This is a genomic window from Halomarina salina, assembly GCF_023074835.1.
Lineage (GTDB): Archaea > Halobacteriota > Halobacteria > Halobacteriales > Haloarculaceae > Halomarina > Halomarina salina.
In genome coordinates this window covers 2,777,703-2,795,103 of sequence record NZ_JALLGW010000001.1, presented here as the reverse complement: position 1 = coordinate 2,795,103, position 17,401 = coordinate 2,777,703, and the positions used below count along the sequence as shown (strand labels likewise).

Sequence of the window (17,401 nt, the reverse complement as noted above, 5' to 3'; positions counted from 1 at the left end):
TCCCTATTGACGTACTGTACCTCCTGATAACAGCGTTCGATGAGACTTTTTCAGCGCAAACAGAACGCTACCGATTATGTTCGTGAATTGCGACGAACACTGCCGCGAGTTCGCTTGTGACGATATCGTAGATACGGGCGCCTTTCTCGGCGCTCGCTAACTCCGGTGCGCCGATTGCCCCTGAGGCTGAGTACTCATCGAACGACCGATAGACGGCAAGCGGTCCGCTGTCCAATAAGTCGCTGCCACCCCACTCGTAGTGCTCATCCCACGCTGTCGCCTCACGCTGGTCTGTGTCGGCGACCAACTCCGGCCGGAGGTGGAGCATGAGTGATGTCTCGTACTCACCACCGTGTGCCATCCCTCCAATGTCACTATCCCGAAGGTTGTGAATTTCGTCGGATGCGAGCGTGAAGTACGTCGTTCCGAGTACTTCGGCGTCTGTCGACGTTCCTACCGTACTGACAACGGCATCAATGAGCGATGCATTCCCACCATGACCGTTCACGAAACAGACTGCATCGAACCCGTTTTCGAGTCCCGTTTGTGCAACATCTTCGAGGACCGTCTGAAGGTGGTTGAAGTCAAGGGAAAGCGTTCCTCCAAATGGGAGGTGATGAGGCGAAAACCCACTCCAGACAGGTGGCGTCACGAGGTGGGGTATCTCATCGTCGAGTTTTTCGGAGGCACCGGAGACGACTGCGTCAACGAGGATAGTATCAGTCGCTACTGGGAGGTGATGACCATGTTGCTCGATACTCCCGACTGGAACGACAAGGACCGACCCATCGGCGTTCGCAGTCTCTTGAATCTCCGGGTAGGATTTACTGGCCCATTCACTGTCAGTTGCGCCGATAGATTCGTAAATCATGAGCTGCTGTTAAGGTGCCTTCATCGGGTCGGATTCGTCACTGAGCATGATGCGCTCGCCCGTCTCGTCGAAGAAGTGGACGTCGTTCGCTGCGAAGTCGAGCGCGATTTTCTCCCCTGACTCTGGGTGATAATCACTCCCGACGCGAGCGATGATCTCCTGATCGCCGTCTGGTGGATGGAGATATAGGAAGTTGTCCGAGCCCATCGGTTCAACGACATCGACTATGGCTTGGAATCGCTCCTCGTCGGAGGCGATAGAGAGATCTTCCGGGCGGATACCGAGTGTGTAGTCACCAGCCTCCATCGTCGCTGGAATCGTCGTCTCGATGCCGTCACCGGCGACCTGCACGCTATCGCCAGCTGGCGTGACTTCGACGTCGAAGAAGTTCATGCTGGGCGAGCCGATGAAGCCAGCGACAAATTTGTTGTTCGGCTGGTCGTAACACACCTCTGGCTCAGCGACCTGCTGGAGTTCACCGTCGTTGAGGATGGCGATGCGATCGCCCATCGTCATCGCTTCGGTCTGATCGTGCGTAACGTAGATTGTCGTTACACCCAGGTCGTCTTGGATGCGCTGGAGTTCCGTCCGCATCTGGGTCCGCAATTTCGCGTCAAGGTTTGACAGTGGTTCGTCCATCAGGAACACGTCTGGGTCGCGGACGATCGATCGGCCCAGTGCCACCCGTTGCTGTTGCCCTCCCGAAAGCTGCTTGGGATACTGATCGAGAAGCTCAGGTATCTCGAGCAGATTCGCGGCATCCTCGACTCGCCCTGAAATCTCGTCATCACCGAACTGCTTTGAGAGGCGCAACCCGAACGACATGTTCTCTCGGACAGTCATATGCGGGTACAGCGCATAATTCTGGAACACCATCGCGATGTTCCGGTCCTGGGGCCGCACATCGTTGACGACCGTCTCGCCAATCTCGATTTCTCCCTGTGTGATCGTCTCAAGCCCTGCGATCATACGAAGGGTCGTTGACTTTCCACAGCCGGAGGGCCCGACCAACACGAGGAATTCACCATCACGGACAGTGAGATCGACCTCCTTGACGGCGAGAACGTCGTCACCATATACCTTTGACACGTTCGACAATCGGACCCTACTCATACTATTACGCAACTTCTGTGTCGCTGGGAACAAAAAAGGTATCGGCGTGAATCATCAGCAGCGATATCAAAGAGATGGTCTCCTATCTCAATCTCTCTCAATGGTTACCTCCGGAAGGTGGCGGATTACGGCTCCCTCACGGCCAGGGAACTTGTGGCGTTTGATAATAATTGACACCTTGGATCTCCCAGCGTGAAGCCTGTGCGGCGAGGCGATGTTCAAATTCGTCCCATTCATCCGTCTTGGCAGCAGGTGACCAACCTAACTCCGCGACAGGGGGAAAGTGAGGGAAGAACATGAATTCGATGTCTTCGAGCGTCTCCAGGGTCTCCGACCAGAGTGCCGTTTCAGGACCCATGATGGCCGACTCATCGACCCCGTTGAGGAAGCTACCCGGATCCCAATCGTAGGCGTCTTTGACGGATGTAAGACCCGCCCAGTCGAGACCCAACTCGGTATCCTCGTTGTACTTCATATCCATATACGCGTGGCTCGCCGGTGAGGCGATAAGATCGTGTCCGTTCTGTGCGGCTTCAGCCACGTCGGGAGCATCATGACCCGTATACCAGTACTGAGCAATCGTCTCAGACGGGGGCTCTGCATCAAGAATCTGGTGCCACCCGATTGGACGCTTTCCGTATTTCTGGACGATCGGGACTACCCGGTCCATGAAGGTGTTATACTCCGAGTCGCTGACAACGTGAGCCTCATCACCACCAATGTGGATGTAGGGCCCAGGCGTCATCTCTGCCACTTCGCGGATGACGTCATCAACGAACTCGTAGGTCACATCCTTGTCGATGCATAGCGTCGTGTCACCAACATTCGTTCCTGTATCCTCCTCGCGTTTCGTCCCGTCACAGTTGAGTTCGGCATAAGACTCGAGGGCCGCACCCGTGTGTCCCGGCAAGTCGATCTCCGGGATGATGGTGACGTATCGGCGTTGAGCGTACTCGATGAGTTCTGCATACTCCTCTTTCGTATAGTACCCACTTGGCCCACCGCCGACTTCTGAGTCTGCTCCTTCGTCCGTGAGGTTGGGCCAACTATCGATTTCGATGCGCCAGCCCTGGTCGTCAGTAAGGTGCAGGTGGAGGTGGTTGACCTTGTACTGGGCTAGGTAATCGATGAACTGCTTGACTGTCTCTACGTCGAAGAAATGTCGAGCGACGTCGAGATGAGCTCCCCGGTAGTCGAATCGCGGGTAATCACGGATGTGTCCTCCCGGGACGGTCCACTCTGTCGATTGTTCGGTATCATGCTCGATGGCCGGTGGGAGTAGTTGCCGAAGTGTTTGAACACCCGCGAACAATCCTGCAGGTTCGTTCGCGCGGATTGTAAGCCCACTTGGATTACTTCGGAGTCGATAGCCCTGCTCATGGTCTCCAGAGCTTGGCTCGCTGAGTTGCAGGGAGATAGTGTCTCTCCCGCCCCTTCCCTGATGCGTCTTGATTGGCAGATCGTACCCAGTCGGCGCTCTGAGGAACTCTGCGAGGTACTCGGCCACACCTTCTGCTGTGGCATCTTCGACCGTAATCGTCGTCGCGTCAGTGATTGTGTAGCCTCTACCGGTCGATGTTACGTCGACCGGGACCGGTACGAGCGTCTCCAATCTTGCTGCATCTGTTGATTCTTTGCACCGTGCGCTCGCGGTGCCGACCCCCAGAGACACCGCACTGACACCGCCAATGGCTCGCAGCACGCTACGTCTTCGGAAGTTGCTATCGTCTGGCATGCATGTCTGGAGTTAAATGCAATATATAAATAGTTATTCTAGATTAACTTGCAATTGGATAATACAAGGTCGCTGAATAAATCGGTGCGTTGCGGAAGCTAACCGAAGGCCATCTCCTCGATGGCCGTGTTGTCAGTGTGAACTCGATTCAGATGGTGTCGAAGTCCATCACCTGTAGCTTGCGTTTGTTCTGCCAGTCACCACGAGTGAAGTCTGGGAACTTGACCGGGATGCCACCATATTCGATGGACGTTGCCGAAAGCGGCCTCACTGCACTCCAGGCCGCTGCATCATAGACGTCCATGTCGGGTGGCCGGCCATCGTTGAACGCATCGAAGAGCCGGTAGATCTCGAGGAAATCTCCACCACCATGGCCACCGTACTCTTCGGCAATTTCTTCCATCTGGACCCAGAGCGGGTGTCGATACTCCTCATAGTACTGGTCGTAGGTTGCATCGTCGACGAACCCATGGCCCTCGCTGTCGACAGCGAGTTGGCTTGGGAATCCTTCGTGGTACGCATCGACTCCCGCGAGTTCGTTCTTTCTACTATACCCTCTGTTCGTCTTTACGTCGAATTGCAGGTGGATTTGGCGGTCCTGTTCCGTTAGAATCTCCGAACGCGTCGTGTCACCGTTCGCCCAGTCGTCAGCGCCATGGGCCCAATGGTCTTCGGGCAACTCCTTAGCCCGTTCAGTCAGCTGAGTCTCTGGGCTCTCCTGGCTCGCGATGTACTCTAACCGGTCACCGCGATTGATACCCATGTAGAAGGCAATCGGCCCCAGTCCGTGAGTCGGATAGAGATCACCCTTGTATTTACGGTGGTTCTTCGACCGCCAATCCTTCCAGTACGCTTCGAAGAAGTACTCTGCGACAAGATTATGGATGTACCCTCCAGAGGCATAGGTGAGTTTGTCACCGAACACCCCTTGGCGGACCATGTTGAGGACCCACATCTCTATATCGAAGTAGCAGACGTTCTCAAGCATCACGCACTGCTTCTGGGTCTTTTCAGCAGTGTCGACCAGTGTCCAGCATTCCTGGATCGTCGTAGCCGCTGGTACTTCGACAGCGACGTGCTTCCCTTTCTTCATCGCATACTCCGCCATCGGTGTGTGTGCCTGGTGAGGAGTAAAGACGAAGACGAGGTCGAGGTCATCTCGCTGGACCAGCTTTCGCCAGCTGTTTTTCGACCCCGAGTATGTCGCTGGTGGGTCGTTCTTTCCTTCTTCTTTAATCCAGTCGGACATCTCCTCGACTGGTTTTTCCCGGATATCACAGATGGCCTTGATTACTCCTTTGTCGGGTGCCATCGCATCGATGAGTTGGGTCATCGAGAAGCCTCGGTTTCCGAGGCCGATAATGCCTACATTGACTGTATCGATTTGATCTGTGAGCCCCATTACTGAGTCGCCCTTTCGTGGAGGTGACGGGTTCTTTGGTTCCTCACCCTTCGATAGTTCATCGGAGTCCCAAACTTGGGCGTTCCCAGTGGATGAGACTGTGACGATTCCTGCGGCCGTCGCCATGCCTTTGAGGTATTTGCGTCGCTGCATGCTGCGCGTTACCAGTTGTGACATGCATTAATAAATATTTTTGAATAACCAACAGGAAACTAACACAAACCGACTCGTTAGACTGTCTCCTGATGACGTTTGATATTTACGCAGTGGTCCGCGAAGCCAGTAATACGGGTGAAGGACTGTTCTATTTGGTGAACGACAACGGTTCGTAGGTAATCGACTCTGCTCGGATTGGGTTGGGTTGCTCTCTTTGCGGCCTTCTGTGGAGGAATTACCTCATGCAAAAGTGTGTTTGACGATAACAAACAGCAGGAGCCAGCGTCGGGAGTCAGTTAGCGGTACTCATAACACCACTAGCTCTGTTATGAGTCCACGCCTCTGTCACACTTATGAGCGCGTTTCACGATGCACACCCACCGCACCTACCGAGCCAAAATCCTCAACTACTCACAAGTGGCTGAGATGCTCGACTGTCACGGGTGGAGTGCGTCGAAGCTGTGGAACGTCGCTAACTACTTCTCCCGCGAACAGTGGGATGACACGGGCGAGATTCCCGACGAAGCCGAACTCAAACGCGAGCTGAAGACGCATCCAACCTACAAGGGACTGCACAGTCAGTCCAGTCAGCGCGTTCTGGAAGAACTCGCTGAAGCCTTCACCTCGTGGTTCGGCAAACGCAAGGAAGACGCCCGAGCAAACCCGCCCGGATACCGCAAGAAAAACTACTACGACGACCACGGCAACCGCGTCCACGAAGAACACCCACGAAGCACGGTGACGTGGAAACAGAAAGGCATCCGTCACGACACGAAGAACGAGCGAGTTCGTCTCTCGAAAGGGACGAATCACAAAGACCACCCGCGAGACTGGGACTACATCCTCATCGAGTACGAGACTCGTCCCGAGACCACTGTCGAAAACATCCAGCAAGTCCGGGCGGTCTACGACCCGGCCAAGCGACAGTGGGGGTTGCACCTCGTCTGCAAACACGAAGTGGACACCCCTGACGCACCGGGAGACGAGACGGCTGGTATCGACCTCGGCATCTGTAACTTCGCTGCGGTCTCATACAGCACCGAAGAAGCCGACTTGTATCCCGGCAACCGCTTGAAGCAAGACGGGTACTACTTCCCGAAAGAAATCGCCAAGTGCGATGACAGCGGGGGTTCTGAAGCCACTCGTCTGCACGCGAAATGGTCGGAGCGCCGCACGCACATCTTCCACTCCCTCGCCAAACATATCGTTGAACGGTGTGTCGAGAACGGCGTGTGCCGCATCAACATCGGCAAGCTCGCTGGTATCCGCGACGACGAAAACGGCGAGTCAAAGAACTGGGGTCGGCACGGCAACCTCGACTTGCACGGATGGGCGTTCGACCGCTTCACGAAGCTACTCACATACAAAGCGAAAGTCGCGGGTATCGAAGTCGTAGGAGTTTCAGAGCGCGACACGAGCAAGACGTGTTGCGTCTGCGGTAGAAAGGACGATAGTCAGCGTGTCGAGCGCGGGTTGTACGTGTGCGAGTCGTGTGATGCGGCGTTCAATGCTGACGTGAACGGGGCGGAAAACATCCGTCTCAACATCAACGAAAGTAACTCCGAGTCTGCGCCCAACTTGGGCGGAGATAGGAGTACCGGCTGGTTGGCACAGCCCGGAGTCTACCTTCATGACCTCTCCCGAGGATTCCAACCTCGGACAGAGGTGGTGGACTGCAAACCGTAATATCCCAACTCAGCGGTGCGGTGCCGTGGGATTCCCGTGTCTTCAGGCGCGGGATGATATCAGGTGGCTTGTAAGTTCACCTCAATGATGTTCGCAGCTTGGCGCACGTGGTTAGGAAATGTTGATTCGAATCGGTCACCTTGTACTCGGCTGACAGGCGCTGAGAGGCTAATTGCGCCCTCTACACCGCTTTCTGTCAAGACGGGCGCACCAACGGCACGGAGTCCAGAAATCTGTTCTTCATCGTTGAGCGCCACCCCACTCTCTCGAATCGTGGCCAGCTCTTCACGAAGTTGTTCCGGGTCAGTAACCGTAGATTGTGTATAGGCGTCAAAACTGTAGTCATCGAGGATTTCAGCGCGGTACGCGTCATCGAGATGGGCGAGAATCGCCTTACCAGCAGCCGAACAGTGAAGATTTCGCTTTGGTGTCCCCTGATTCTTCATGTAGATCTCTTGGCCGACTGCATTCGGACCGAACTGTTCGTAGAGGGCAATCTCGTGCATATTGGTTTCGACGATGAGATGAATTGCCTCTCCTGTCTCTTCGGCAAGTTCATCAGCAACTGATCTGCCTGCCTCATAGAGCCTTGTGTTTGCTCGGGCGTGCTCACCCATCGGGAGGAAGAAGAGCCCTACACTGTACACGCCATCATCTGATTGCACGTACCCACGTGATTCCAGTGTCGTCAGATAGGTGTGAATCGTGCCTGGAGAGAGGTCAACCTCCTCAGCGAGCTCCGAAATAGTCGTTGCTCCGTTCTTTCGGAGCGCTTCGACAATATCAAACGCTCTGTCGACGGATTTGATGCGTCGAGGCTGCCTTGAATCGTTCATAGTCCCCAGTAACGCTCCCCAACAATAGTGATTGGGAATATCAAACGACCATCGCGCTTTCGATTACTCCCCTGTCTTTCTTGGCCACCCTCCCCCATGGACGCACTTCACAGAATTCGCCTACGAGCTATCAAATGTATTTACTCATTTGTCGAATGGAGCAGAGAATGTAGGAACCTATGACATATAAATAAGTGAGGGAGCAAATCCATTGCTGCGTTAATTTGGAACCGGTGGTCGCAGCAAGCGTCGAATATGTACGAGTGCGTACTCGATTCCGCATTCTCGAGCAGAAATTGTTGGACGAACGACGGTGCCCATCGAGCGGTGTCATATCAATCCTTCTCAGGGGAGTCCGCGAAGTACGCCTCAACCTGATTCCATTCGTCCACATGAAGCTTCGGCGGTCGCTTGGTCGATCGGCGTCTCGAGTCGCGTCCTTGATTGGGTGTTCTTCGAGCCCCGCGAGCCAATTGTAGACCGTTTTCCGTGGAATTCCTACATGCCCACTATCTCAGTCTGTGAGATGTCGTGTTTGTGGTTGAGCGCAGCAATAAATGGAGCGTTTCGTGCGAAGATTGGTCTGTCTGGACTCCCTCTGGCGATTTCTCACGGATACATGCTCGGAATTGACTACCGCTATCTCATCATTCGATATATTTGGGTAATTACTTCTGGCTCTAAGAAGGCTCCTGTCCTCTGCCGATTGCCAATCGTCTCTGTTCTACTCGTGAACTACCCCTGCCTACTCGCCGCCTTCGGCGGCTCCTCGAGGCAGGGGGCTTCCTGCTTCGACGACGTGACGTGCATCAACCATCCGGGTTGACACAGCGGTCGCAGTCTCCACAGGCGTGTTTTCGGAGTAAACCACTCCTAGTTTCTCACTGGCCCAGATGGCGAGCTACCACTGCGACCTGATGGATCGGTCAAGGACGTGGAACGGCTAACACTGCTCATCACCGGGCCACACACCGAGTACGGGCCAGACGGCATTCCAAGCGGAAGTGTGTACTATCAGTGTAGCGAGTGTCGTCGAGAGGCGCGCCATCGCGAGACCATTCACAATTCTGCTGAGTATGGTCGGAAGACGAAAAACGGCCAGAACGGGTGTCAGGTAAGACGATCCGTTGAGTGAGACTGCATCGTCGAGAACGACCCCCAGTGACAGTTGTCGTCGCTACTCGGGAGCTTTTGACTCGATCAAGTTGACCAACGACGGTGGCAGCTTTTCGAGTGGTCCGAGTTCCTCCTCGAACCGTTCGTATTCATCTTGACCTATCTCGGATCTACTCTCATCCAGGAGGGTGAATCGGGTTTTGAGCTTCCACTCCAAGACGACCCAGCGGCCGGCTTCCAAGTTAACCAGCACTTGCCCCTCCCGATGGGGAACTGTCTCTGAGGAGCGAACCTCCAGTCCAATTGAACAGGGTGCCGGATGCCCATCTCCCGCAACCGAGTAATCGACGAGTTCGATATCCGTACTCTTAATGCACCACCCGTCCGCGCTTCGCTCAACATCGATCCTGACGAGGGCTTCGTCGAAGCCGACCGTTCCAGGCGCTAGCGTGTCGGTTTCACAGTACGAACACCGACCTCTGGCTGGAACCCAGAGCGTGAATAGTTCGTCAAGACTGACCTCACCAGCGCGATTATCATATCGGACGACTTCGCACAACAACGGCCCCTCTGGGTCAAAATCTCGAGCGCAATATGAACATTCCTGTGGCGGCAGTCGTCTCCCCGGTTTGAGATTCGTGGTCAGTTGTCCTTTGATCTCCCGATGCGTCTCGTCCATACGCTCTCGTTCGACCCTACAAATGTGAATGTTTTCGCGGCAGAAATGACCGTTTTCGGCGGTGACAGTTATCTGCAAGAGGGGGCGCTACGACGCCGTCCGCACGGAGTGAGCGTATCGAGCCAATAGGGCTGGGGAGTTCACAGGAGTGAGTCGACTGACCGAGATATCTACACCCAAGAAACCGTCAACAGCCATATCGGCAATGCCGCCACGTATGGTGTTTTGGAAAGCGAACGCACCAGTAGCGGATTCGCTCGTGGTGTTCACCTCCTATTCGAGTTTATCGAACCTGTTCACGCAGTCCTGCAAACGCTCGAAAACGACCCGTTGTTTGGTGAGATAGCTGTCGACGATGCTCGGTTGGTCGCTAAGCAGTCACTGTCCAACGCGCCATAATCGCCTGCCCGGTTGTGCCCACTCGCTGGTTCATGTGTGCGAATCGTTGCTCCGCATCCTTTGTCGGTATTCAGAGACGTGAGATTTTCAGCGAATATGACGCACACTGTGGGTGCGCAGCCAACGACGTAATAAGGCAGCAATCCAGTAGTACCTACTCAATCTTCTGCTCCAGTACGTCGTTTCCCATATGCAAGAATCGAAGCCTATCACGACCCCTCAATAGCAGGCGACGCAAACACCGATGCCCCGGCGTTCAACGACGGGACTGGGTAGGTGAGTCTCGTTGACGGGGCGGGCATCGTTTGATACGTTCGCGGTGGTCTCAAAGTTTGCGCCGTGGGCGGCAGTTGTTCAAGAGCACTTTTCGATGAGAGAGGCCACGCCGAGTATAAGAACCCCTACTACCGCTGCCACGAAGGGTTTTTGAACCAGCAAGTACGTCACGGCTGTTGCCAGCGAGACTACAATGCCGGTGACCGCATTCCGGGGGGCATCATTGTCGGTTAGTTCCTCACCGGGAGTAAGAGGGTGGCTGGTTTTCCCGCCTTATTGACCATAGATTGTCTTCCCAACGAAGGAGTTAAATCTTATCTCCCAGCAGTTGCTTCTGTCTCTCGGAGTGTACTATTGCTCGGGTTTCGAGGGAATCTGCAGGGAGGTTCGGTTTGGTCCCGCCAGCCTCCGCACGCGAACATCTCCGTTTGAGTATATTGTTGCGCCCCCTCTTGACAGGCTCAACCGCTGGAAGTCACGCTCTGAAAATCGCAACTCATTGTATAATCCAATCTGCTGCTCGCGGGCAGAGGCGGTACTCACGAGATACCAAGAGCTATTGATAGACTGAACCCACGACTCATTGAAATGAGCTGCGGCGAGAGTATCTCCGCGAGAGCTCCCAATCGTCTTGATTTTAGAACTAAGAGCGGGACGGTAGCCGTATAACGCGATGATTTGCCGTTGGACGTCCGTATCGACGGACGAGATCGGCCCCTCACGAGTGTGTTCAAATAACCAGTCGTATCCTGTCAGTTGGGCCTCAGTCACTTGCGAGTTACCGACGTAGATGTAAGGTGACCCAAACATTGCTGGGGTCGCCACCGTTGCAGCGACGAGAATGACAAGCGCCACCGCGCCCCGACCCATGCGCGGAGTGCTAAAGCGTTGGATGTGGTAGAGTGCGATAGCAACGACAGGTGTGCCCAGTCCTACGAGCAAGCCAGCGTAGCGGAGCGCTTGCGCTGGGCCATTCGCGGCCAGATACACTACGAATAGGACGAGAATCGGGACGAAACCCACCAGAAAAGCGAATATCTTGCGGGTCGACGTCGAGATACTTCTCCAGTCGTCATTGTACCATGCACGGACCACAAATGTCCCAACGACAACGAAGACCACAACCGACACGATAGCGACTGCTGCCTGAACGGATAGTGTCTTCGCGAACAGGAGAGGAACGCTCCCGCCGATAGCACTAAACGCACTCCCCGGTGACACTGTTTGTGACGCGGATGTATCTGCGAGAAAACCAGTTGTCAGGGCTCCGATAGCACTGACAAATACACGTCGAGTAATCAGCCAGAAGTACAACGCTGCCCCCAACGCTAGCAGCCCCGCGATAACCTTGCCTGGACGGAGAAACGCTCCTGCCCTGTGACGCTCAATCAGGACAGTGACGAGGAGGGTGGTAGAAAGCAGCGACGCTGCCGCAAGAGATTGCTGTGGGTGAAAGAGGAGTAATCCACAGCCAAGAATGAGGAATGCCGGAAGCCAGGCCTTCTGCACTGGGCGTCTGTCGTTGAATAGCCACGTAAGCCCTATCCAAACTGTTAGTGGGACAAGGCACAAACCAGCGACGGTCGCGATCGGTTGCAACCGGGGAAGTCGGACGCCGATAATGATGGGGGTCGCTGTAGTCAACGCGAGTGCAATCGCCTCAGGAGAGAGCCGCCCATTTACCAATCCCTGTGGGCTGAGTTCCCGCGTCAAAAGCGATACTCCGGCGCAAAAGATGCCATATACCACCGGAACCGTCAAGAGAAGTGTTCTATTGAGTGGCAGTCCGGTTGCACTATGAAGCGCCACGCCGAGCCAGTGCAAGCCAGGATAGGGATTCAGTGAAGCCCATGGCCGATGTGCAGCGATATCCTTCGCCCAGCCTAGATGTTGCAGCGGATCACTCTGGCCGAAAAACACGTATCCGCTGAGAAATGGTAGCCCAACTATTATAGTGATAGCAATAGCGCCTCCAGCAGCGCCAACGAGCTGCCATCGTCGCCCCTCGAACCAGCCTGCTGTGATGATGGAAATGGATAGCGCCGCCCCTATACCGACCCAAAAACCAATAGGGGTCCCTCTGTAGATTGATAATTCGTACCCCTGCATATCGGCTTTCGAGATCGAGAGACACGCAACTGAAATACTGAGAAGAAAGATACTCGCGATCACTTTTACCGCGCGATTCATATCATGCAGGATTAAGTCAAGGCATATTCAATGCACCGAATAGAGATGGTCCTCCTCTGCGGAGAGGTGAATGCGCATTGAGAAAACAGCTTAAGTTCGTGCACCTGATGGTCAGCACCCAACTGCTCTGCCTTCTTGGCATGCTGTTCCTCAACGCACTTACACTCCCTATCTATGCCATTGCGGCCTGTGCTATCGTTGTCGTGCTTTCTGTTCTCAATCCGACCGGGCTGCGAGGCCTCTCTGTTAAAAAAGTCCGCTGGATAGGAGTTGCAGCGGCCATTGCGGGCGGCGGGGTTGGGATTTGGAAGTTGAGTCAGTTACTGTAACTCACGCGACGGCAGTCTAATAGCAGAGTTCATTTGACCTACTGTGGAATGCATCACTTCTCTATTCACCATTAATATTGTATAGACTGCTCTGTTATCACCGCACTACCTCCATACGAATTTCAAACTATCGGACAAAATATTAAGTATTACTTCGAATGATGTCAACCGCCGCCAACGCTGGGGTAGAGAGATTTGTCAGTCTGGGTCAGTTGAGTGTGTTGAAGATATTTGGTGACCAGTCACACCTTACGGCGAATTATCTTTTTGAGTCGTGTGAGATTGACGTCAAAACGCGACTCAAACTGCTCAATCAGTAAAATATCGGTGTCACTAATGCTCCGGGTAAGAATAATCGAAACAAACTCAACAGCATACATTGTGATGCCGAGGCTTACGAGTACAACCAATCCAATCATTTGTTCGGAAGTAAAAGCTAGTACTCCGATTCCGGCGAAGGCTGTCAAAAGGAGTGGTTTGACTGCCCCCGCCGAGAATGGATAGCTGCCAATCTCCCGATAGATTGCGATGATTTCGATTGTATTGTAGACAAAGTAGCCAACAACCGTCGAGAACGCTGCACCGACGATACCAAATAGTGGAATAAGTGTCGCATTCATGATGATATTCACAATGACCCCAGTGAACGCAGAGTAAAACTCAATCCGTGGTCGGTCAATCGCCTTGACCATATCACCATTTAGACCAACGAGAACACGATAGAACAAGCCTGCTATTAGAACTGAGAGCGCAGGAGACGCGGGAAGGTACGATTCTCCGAAAAATAATCGTATTATGCCTGGCGAGAACAGTGTAAACACAAGGACGACAGGAAACGTCAGCCAGACAATCCACTTCGTTGTGACAGTGTAAAGCGCGTTGAGGCCTGCGAGGTCTCCCGTAGAGTAGTGTTTCGTTGCCAATGGTAGAAAGAGAAAAGCGAATGCTCCGGTAAAAAAGAAAACCATCTGTTTGAGCGGCTGAATCACACGATAATAGCCGACCGTTGCCGAATCAGTAAAATAACCTAACATGATAATGTCGACATTCGAAAGCAGGATGTGCAATGAGGCGCTGGCAGCAAGAGGCCATGAGAATGACCACAGCTCACGGAGCGTCTTATGTGCTGGAAGTCTAACGACGACTGAGCGGAAGTCGACCCATTGGTGGACGAAATACAGTCCCAGTGCTGCTCCTAAGACCGAAAAGGAAAGCCAGTAACCAAAGGCACCAAAGATGGGTTCTTCAACGGTGATGAATCCAAGAGCAAGCGCTAGTCCGACTACACGTGGGCCAATCTGTTGTGCCAGAACTGCTTCAATAGTCCGTTCTTGTGCGCGAAGCACCCCGACACTCACTTTCGCGACCGGGAACGCGAGAAGGTAGGGTATAAAGGCAACGAGAAGTGGCGCAATCTGCGGATCGTCCATAAGAATCGCTATCTCGAAGCGTGCAAGATAGATTGCCGCCGCTGCTACGACGCTTCCTATGATTGAGATGGTATAGCCACTCCAAAGAACGTCCAGACGCTTATGTGTCGACTTATCTGCCGATAGAAACCGGGTAACACCATTTGGAATGCCAAGAATAGCGAGTGAACTCATCGCACCAATAATTCCATATGCAAGCCCTAGCCGACCGTATACTGTGGGCGGCAATGCGCGGGGAATTAAAATTTCGGCGAAAATTCCGAGGAAGTTTGCAATAACCGTTCCAACAAGTACGATGCCAGCGCTTTTAACGAGCCCACCGAGACTGTCAACGGACAAACTCACAGAAATTAATCACTCGCATGCTAGTAGAAGATTTCGTTACGGTTAGATAGCCAAGCCGTCTTTCGAAATTATTGTGCCCATCCCATCCATATGCAACTGGCGAACTGTATCGGAGCAATTTAGGTTCGAACCACGGATTTGCACCGCTTAGATACGGTATAATTAGTGCCGATTTTATTGAATTTGCTACGTTTGGTTGTGAGCTCATCGCCCTACTCCTTTAATATACATTGTGCGACTGGATTAGCCACTTTAGAGGTATTCTCCTGGCATTAATTAATTGGTCATGGGACTAACGCAGATAACTAACCAAACATGTGATTGATTGGCAACTATCGATGAGACACACACTTATATCTGTCTTTGATCCGGACTACCGTTGCTACCGGACAAGTAATATATGCTTGATAATAGCCATTTTCAAATAGTGGGGTTAGAAGTTAACTGGGATTCAATCACCAGCAAATAATGTCTCGGATTGGCATTTATCTCGGGTCACCTACCGACGATGTTTCGAATATAAATAATGTCTTGTTTACTTGGGCAAAGGCCTTAGACGAATACGGATACGAAATCGATTTGATTGGTGGAAAGAACGTTCCGAATGCACTTCGCTGCAAACATGGATGGCACAAGGTGGAAGAATATGATGTTAGCACGCCATTTGGAAAGATAAAGGGGGTATATAACCACGTTTCAAGATATATTGCGGAAGCACACCCTGACGTGGTTTTACAACTTTGGAAGACACCTACTCACGCCCCCGGTCTAACATTGGCGGGAGTAAGTAAGGAGACTGAAACTGTAGTTCGAATCACTGGTGATGTCTTCTCCGTATATCGTGGATACGATTTCCCGGAGTGTTTGGGAGTAATTGCGCTGAACAACGCAATTGGCCGGATTACACTCCGTTTAGCGAGCGAGATCGTAGTGCTTGGACCGAATTTGAAGTCGAGTGCCGTGGGGCATGGAGCGTCAGAAAATCATATCCACTTGATTCCTCCACCCGGTCCTGATGAAACGCAGTTTAGAAATAGAAATGGCAAAATATCGATTAGAGAGGATATTGACCTTGATCGAAATCGTCCAATAGCACTGTTTGTCGGCCGCCTCTCGAAATTAAAAGGTATGCATTTTCTTGAGTCAGTGATGGAATCCGTTATTCAATCTACTAATTATCAATTTGTTGTCGTAGGGGAAGGACCATTCCGTAAGAGATTTCGGGAGAAATTTTCCCCGAATAATGTTCTTCTCCCTGGGTATGTATCACACAATCGGATTCAAGACTATTACAAAGCTGCGACAGTCTATGTACATCCATCTCAGTTTGAAGGCATCCCACTAGTCATTCTTGAAGCACTTCAGTCGGGTCTACCAGTAGTTGCAAGGAAGGCTGGTGATATTGGGTTTATTCTTGATGGCGTTGTAAAATCAGAGAGCGAAATGGTTCGCAAGTTAGTAAAGCAAGACTGGAACGAGCAGTGGAAGAATAAGGTGTATTTTTCATATGAGTTTCAAAAGGAGGAAATTCAAAAAGTCATTGAGAAAGCCATCGATTGACTCGGCTCCATGACTGCATTTCTACATTAGCCTGCAATGGTTTGCTAGTTTTCTACCAGCTTATGATTATAGAGTGTAGAGTGCCCTAATAACATTATTTGAAAACTGCTTTATCCCATATTTTTCCAGCCTTTCATCCCTTACATTCAATGAATTAGGGGAATTTGAAGTGTAATATCTATCAATTACGTGATGTAGTGAACAGATATCCTCTAAATAGAGGTTTGGATCAGAGATTTCTGGAAGAACACCAACAGGTGTCGAAAACACAGGAGTGTCTAAGCAAAGGGCTTCGAACGCAACGGTGGGGTATGCCTCGGTATGGGACGTGAGAACTAATCCGTGAGACATCCCCATCAGTTGTAGCGTCTTATGGTGGGGGACACGTCCTATGAAGTGTATCCTATCTGAATTATCTAGTTCTTCTGCCAAGTCCTGAACCCGTCCCGATCGTGGTCCGTCCCCAATGAAGACTAGATGGTATTGATCAGGCATCTCATTAATTATTTGTATGGCACCTTCAGGGTTCTTAATGTCAACGACACGACCGACCCAACAGAGAAGAGTTGTATCTTCTGGGAGCTCAAATTCAGATAATAGTGATTCCGGATGAAAGTCATTGGCGGCGTCCAGTATATCGTCCTCGTTAACTATACCGTCTACTGTAGTGACAACACTTTCAGAATTGTATTTTTTCACTTGATTGGCAATAGATGAGTTCCGGGTGAAAACAAAGTCCCCCATGAAGAGACGAAAATTGATTTTCTCGAGAAACAGTAAAATATCAAATTCAGCATTATTTCGCAAACTTGGTGAGAATCCAATGAACTGGACAACTGGAGCAGACTTGAGGGTTGCTACAATCTTTGCGACCGGGTGAAGTAAGTGCGAGGGACAATAAACTATATCGACTGTTGATTTTCTGAGTTGAAGAAGTAGATACGGAAGAAGTAGGGCATTGAACACTATTCGACGAAACATCGCCATAGGGTTAGTGAGATCATCTGGATCATTCGGCCCGGAGAATGGACGCCTAATATTAACCCCATTAACAGTTTCCTTCTTTGGAGTATCATCCATCTTTGGTGTATAAACGGTTACATCAAACCCTTCATCAACAGCCTCCTGTGCGAGATGCCATTGTTCAAGTGAACCACCACCAAGGTGTGGATAGAATCCCTCTACGAGAATAATTAAGCGCTGGCCATCTGAATTACCCATTAGCGTATGCCAGATTTTTGGCGCCACACATGAAAGAATTTACGTTAACGGTCTAGT

The 17,401-nt window shown here is 52.1% G+C and carries 11 protein-coding genes; 3 read left to right on the top strand and 8 right to left on the bottom strand.

Features of this window, described 5'->3' with window-relative positions; all coding sequences use genetic code 11:
• Positions 1–67: 67 nt before the first annotated feature.
• The 4 genes from MX571_RS14315 to MX571_RS14300 form a co-directional block, all read right to left on the bottom strand.
• On the bottom strand, positions 68–871 hold the full coding sequence (locus MX571_RS14315; RefSeq protein ID WP_247417956.1) for a creatininase family protein: 804 nt from the start codon (positions 869–871) through the stop codon (positions 68–70).
• A 9-nt stretch (positions 872–880) separates the two neighbouring features.
• The gene (locus tag MX571_RS14310; RefSeq protein WP_247417955.1) at positions 881–1,984 is read right to left on the bottom strand and encodes an ABC transporter ATP-binding protein; all 1,104 of its coding nucleotides are present in this window, start codon (positions 1,982–1,984) and stop codon (positions 881–883) included.
• A 136-nt stretch (positions 1,985–2,120) separates the two neighbouring features.
• Positions 2,121–3,719: a beta-N-acetylhexosaminidase gene (locus tag MX571_RS14305; RefSeq protein WP_247417952.1), complete on the bottom strand. Its 1,599-nt coding sequence runs from the start codon at positions 3,717–3,719 to the stop codon at positions 2,121–2,123.
• Positions 3,720–3,867: 148 nt separating this feature from the next.
• Positions 3,868–5,274, bottom strand: coding sequence for a Gfo/Idh/MocA family protein (locus tag MX571_RS14300; protein ID WP_247417950.1), 1,407 nt, complete (start codon positions 5,272–5,274; stop codon positions 3,868–3,870).
• 372 nt (positions 5,275–5,646) lie between these two features.
• Between MX571_RS14300 and MX571_RS14295 the strand changes: the two genes are divergently transcribed.
• Positions 5,647–6,963 carry an RNA-guided endonuclease InsQ/TnpB family protein gene (locus tag MX571_RS14295; RefSeq protein WP_247417948.1) on the top strand — a complete coding sequence of 439 codons (1,317 nt, stop codon included), beginning with the start codon at positions 5,647–5,649 and terminating at the stop codon, positions 6,961–6,963.
• Between the two features lie 59 nt (positions 6,964–7,022).
• On the opposite strand, the gene MX571_RS14290 is transcribed toward MX571_RS14295, so the two are convergent.
• Positions 7,023–7,799 (bottom strand): IclR family transcriptional regulator, encoded by a 777-nt coding sequence (locus MX571_RS14290; RefSeq protein ID WP_247417945.1) that lies wholly within the window; start codon positions 7,797–7,799, stop codon positions 7,023–7,025.
• Between the two features lie 934 nt (positions 7,800–8,733).
• Here MX571_RS14290 and MX571_RS22975 point away from each other — a divergent pair.
• Positions 8,734–8,934, top strand: a complete 201-nt coding sequence (locus MX571_RS22975) for a DUF8118 domain-containing protein (protein WP_465261046.1) — start codon at positions 8,734–8,736, stop codon at positions 8,932–8,934.
• 42 nt (positions 8,935–8,976) lie between these two features.
• On the opposite strand, the gene MX571_RS14285 is transcribed toward MX571_RS22975, so the two are convergent.
• Together MX571_RS14285 and MX571_RS14280 are read right to left on the bottom strand one after the other, a co-directional pair.
• Positions 8,977–9,594: a hypothetical protein gene (locus MX571_RS14285; protein ID WP_247417942.1), complete on the bottom strand. Its 618-nt coding sequence runs from the start codon at positions 9,592–9,594 to the stop codon at positions 8,977–8,979.
• 3,436 nt (positions 9,595–13,030) lie between these two features.
• Positions 13,031–14,563 carry a flippase gene (locus tag MX571_RS14280; RefSeq protein WP_247417940.1) on the bottom strand — a complete coding sequence of 511 codons (1,533 nt, stop codon included), beginning with the start codon at positions 14,561–14,563 and terminating at the stop codon, positions 13,031–13,033.
• A 468-nt stretch (positions 14,564–15,031) separates the two neighbouring features.
• Here MX571_RS14280 and MX571_RS14275 point away from each other — a divergent pair, with 468 nt between their 5' ends.
• A complete protein-coding gene (locus tag MX571_RS14275) occupies positions 15,032–16,123 on the top strand; it encodes a glycosyltransferase family 4 protein (protein WP_247417939.1) in 1,092 nt (363 codons plus the stop codon).
• A 66-nt stretch (positions 16,124–16,189) separates the two neighbouring features.
• Here the strand turns inward: MX571_RS14275 and MX571_RS14270 are convergent, their stop codons facing one another.
• Positions 16,190–17,344 (bottom strand): glycosyltransferase family 4 protein, encoded by a 1,155-nt coding sequence (locus MX571_RS14270; RefSeq protein ID WP_247417937.1) that lies wholly within the window; start codon positions 17,342–17,344, stop codon positions 16,190–16,192.
• Positions 17,345–17,401 lie beyond the last annotated feature (57 nt).

Excerpts from the sequence above, each read along its gene's own strand:
- MX571_RS14310 (WP_247417955.1), bottom strand. The coding sequence starts at position 1,984 with ATGAGTAGGGTCCGATTGTCGAACGTGTCAAAGGTATATGGTGACGAC.
- MX571_RS14315 (WP_247417956.1), bottom strand. The coding sequence starts at position 871 with ATGATTTACGAATCTATCGGCGCAACTGACAGTGAATGGGCCAGTAAA.
- MX571_RS14305 (WP_247417952.1), bottom strand. The coding sequence starts at position 3,719 with ATGCCAGACGATAGCAACTTCCGAAGACGTAGCGTGCTGCGAGCCATT.
- MX571_RS14300 (WP_247417950.1), bottom strand. The coding sequence starts at position 5,274 with ATGCAGCGACGCAAATACCTCAAAGGCATGGCGACGGCCGCAGGAATC.
- MX571_RS14285 (WP_247417942.1), bottom strand. The coding sequence starts at position 9,594 with ATGGACGAGACGCATCGGGAGATCAAAGGACAACTGACCACGAATCTC.
- MX571_RS14275 (WP_247417939.1), top strand. The coding sequence starts at position 15,032 with ATGTCTCGGATTGGCATTTATCTCGGGTCACCTACCGACGATGTTTCG.
- MX571_RS14270 (WP_247417937.1), bottom strand. The coding sequence starts at position 17,344 with ATGGGTAATTCAGATGGCCAGCGCTTAATTATTCTCGTAGAGGGATTC.
- MX571_RS14290 (WP_247417945.1), bottom strand. The coding sequence starts at position 7,799 with ATGAACGATTCAAGGCAGCCTCGACGCATCAAATCCGTCGACAGAGCG.
- MX571_RS14295 (WP_247417948.1), top strand. The coding sequence starts at position 5,647 with ATGCACACCCACCGCACCTACCGAGCCAAAATCCTCAACTACTCACAA.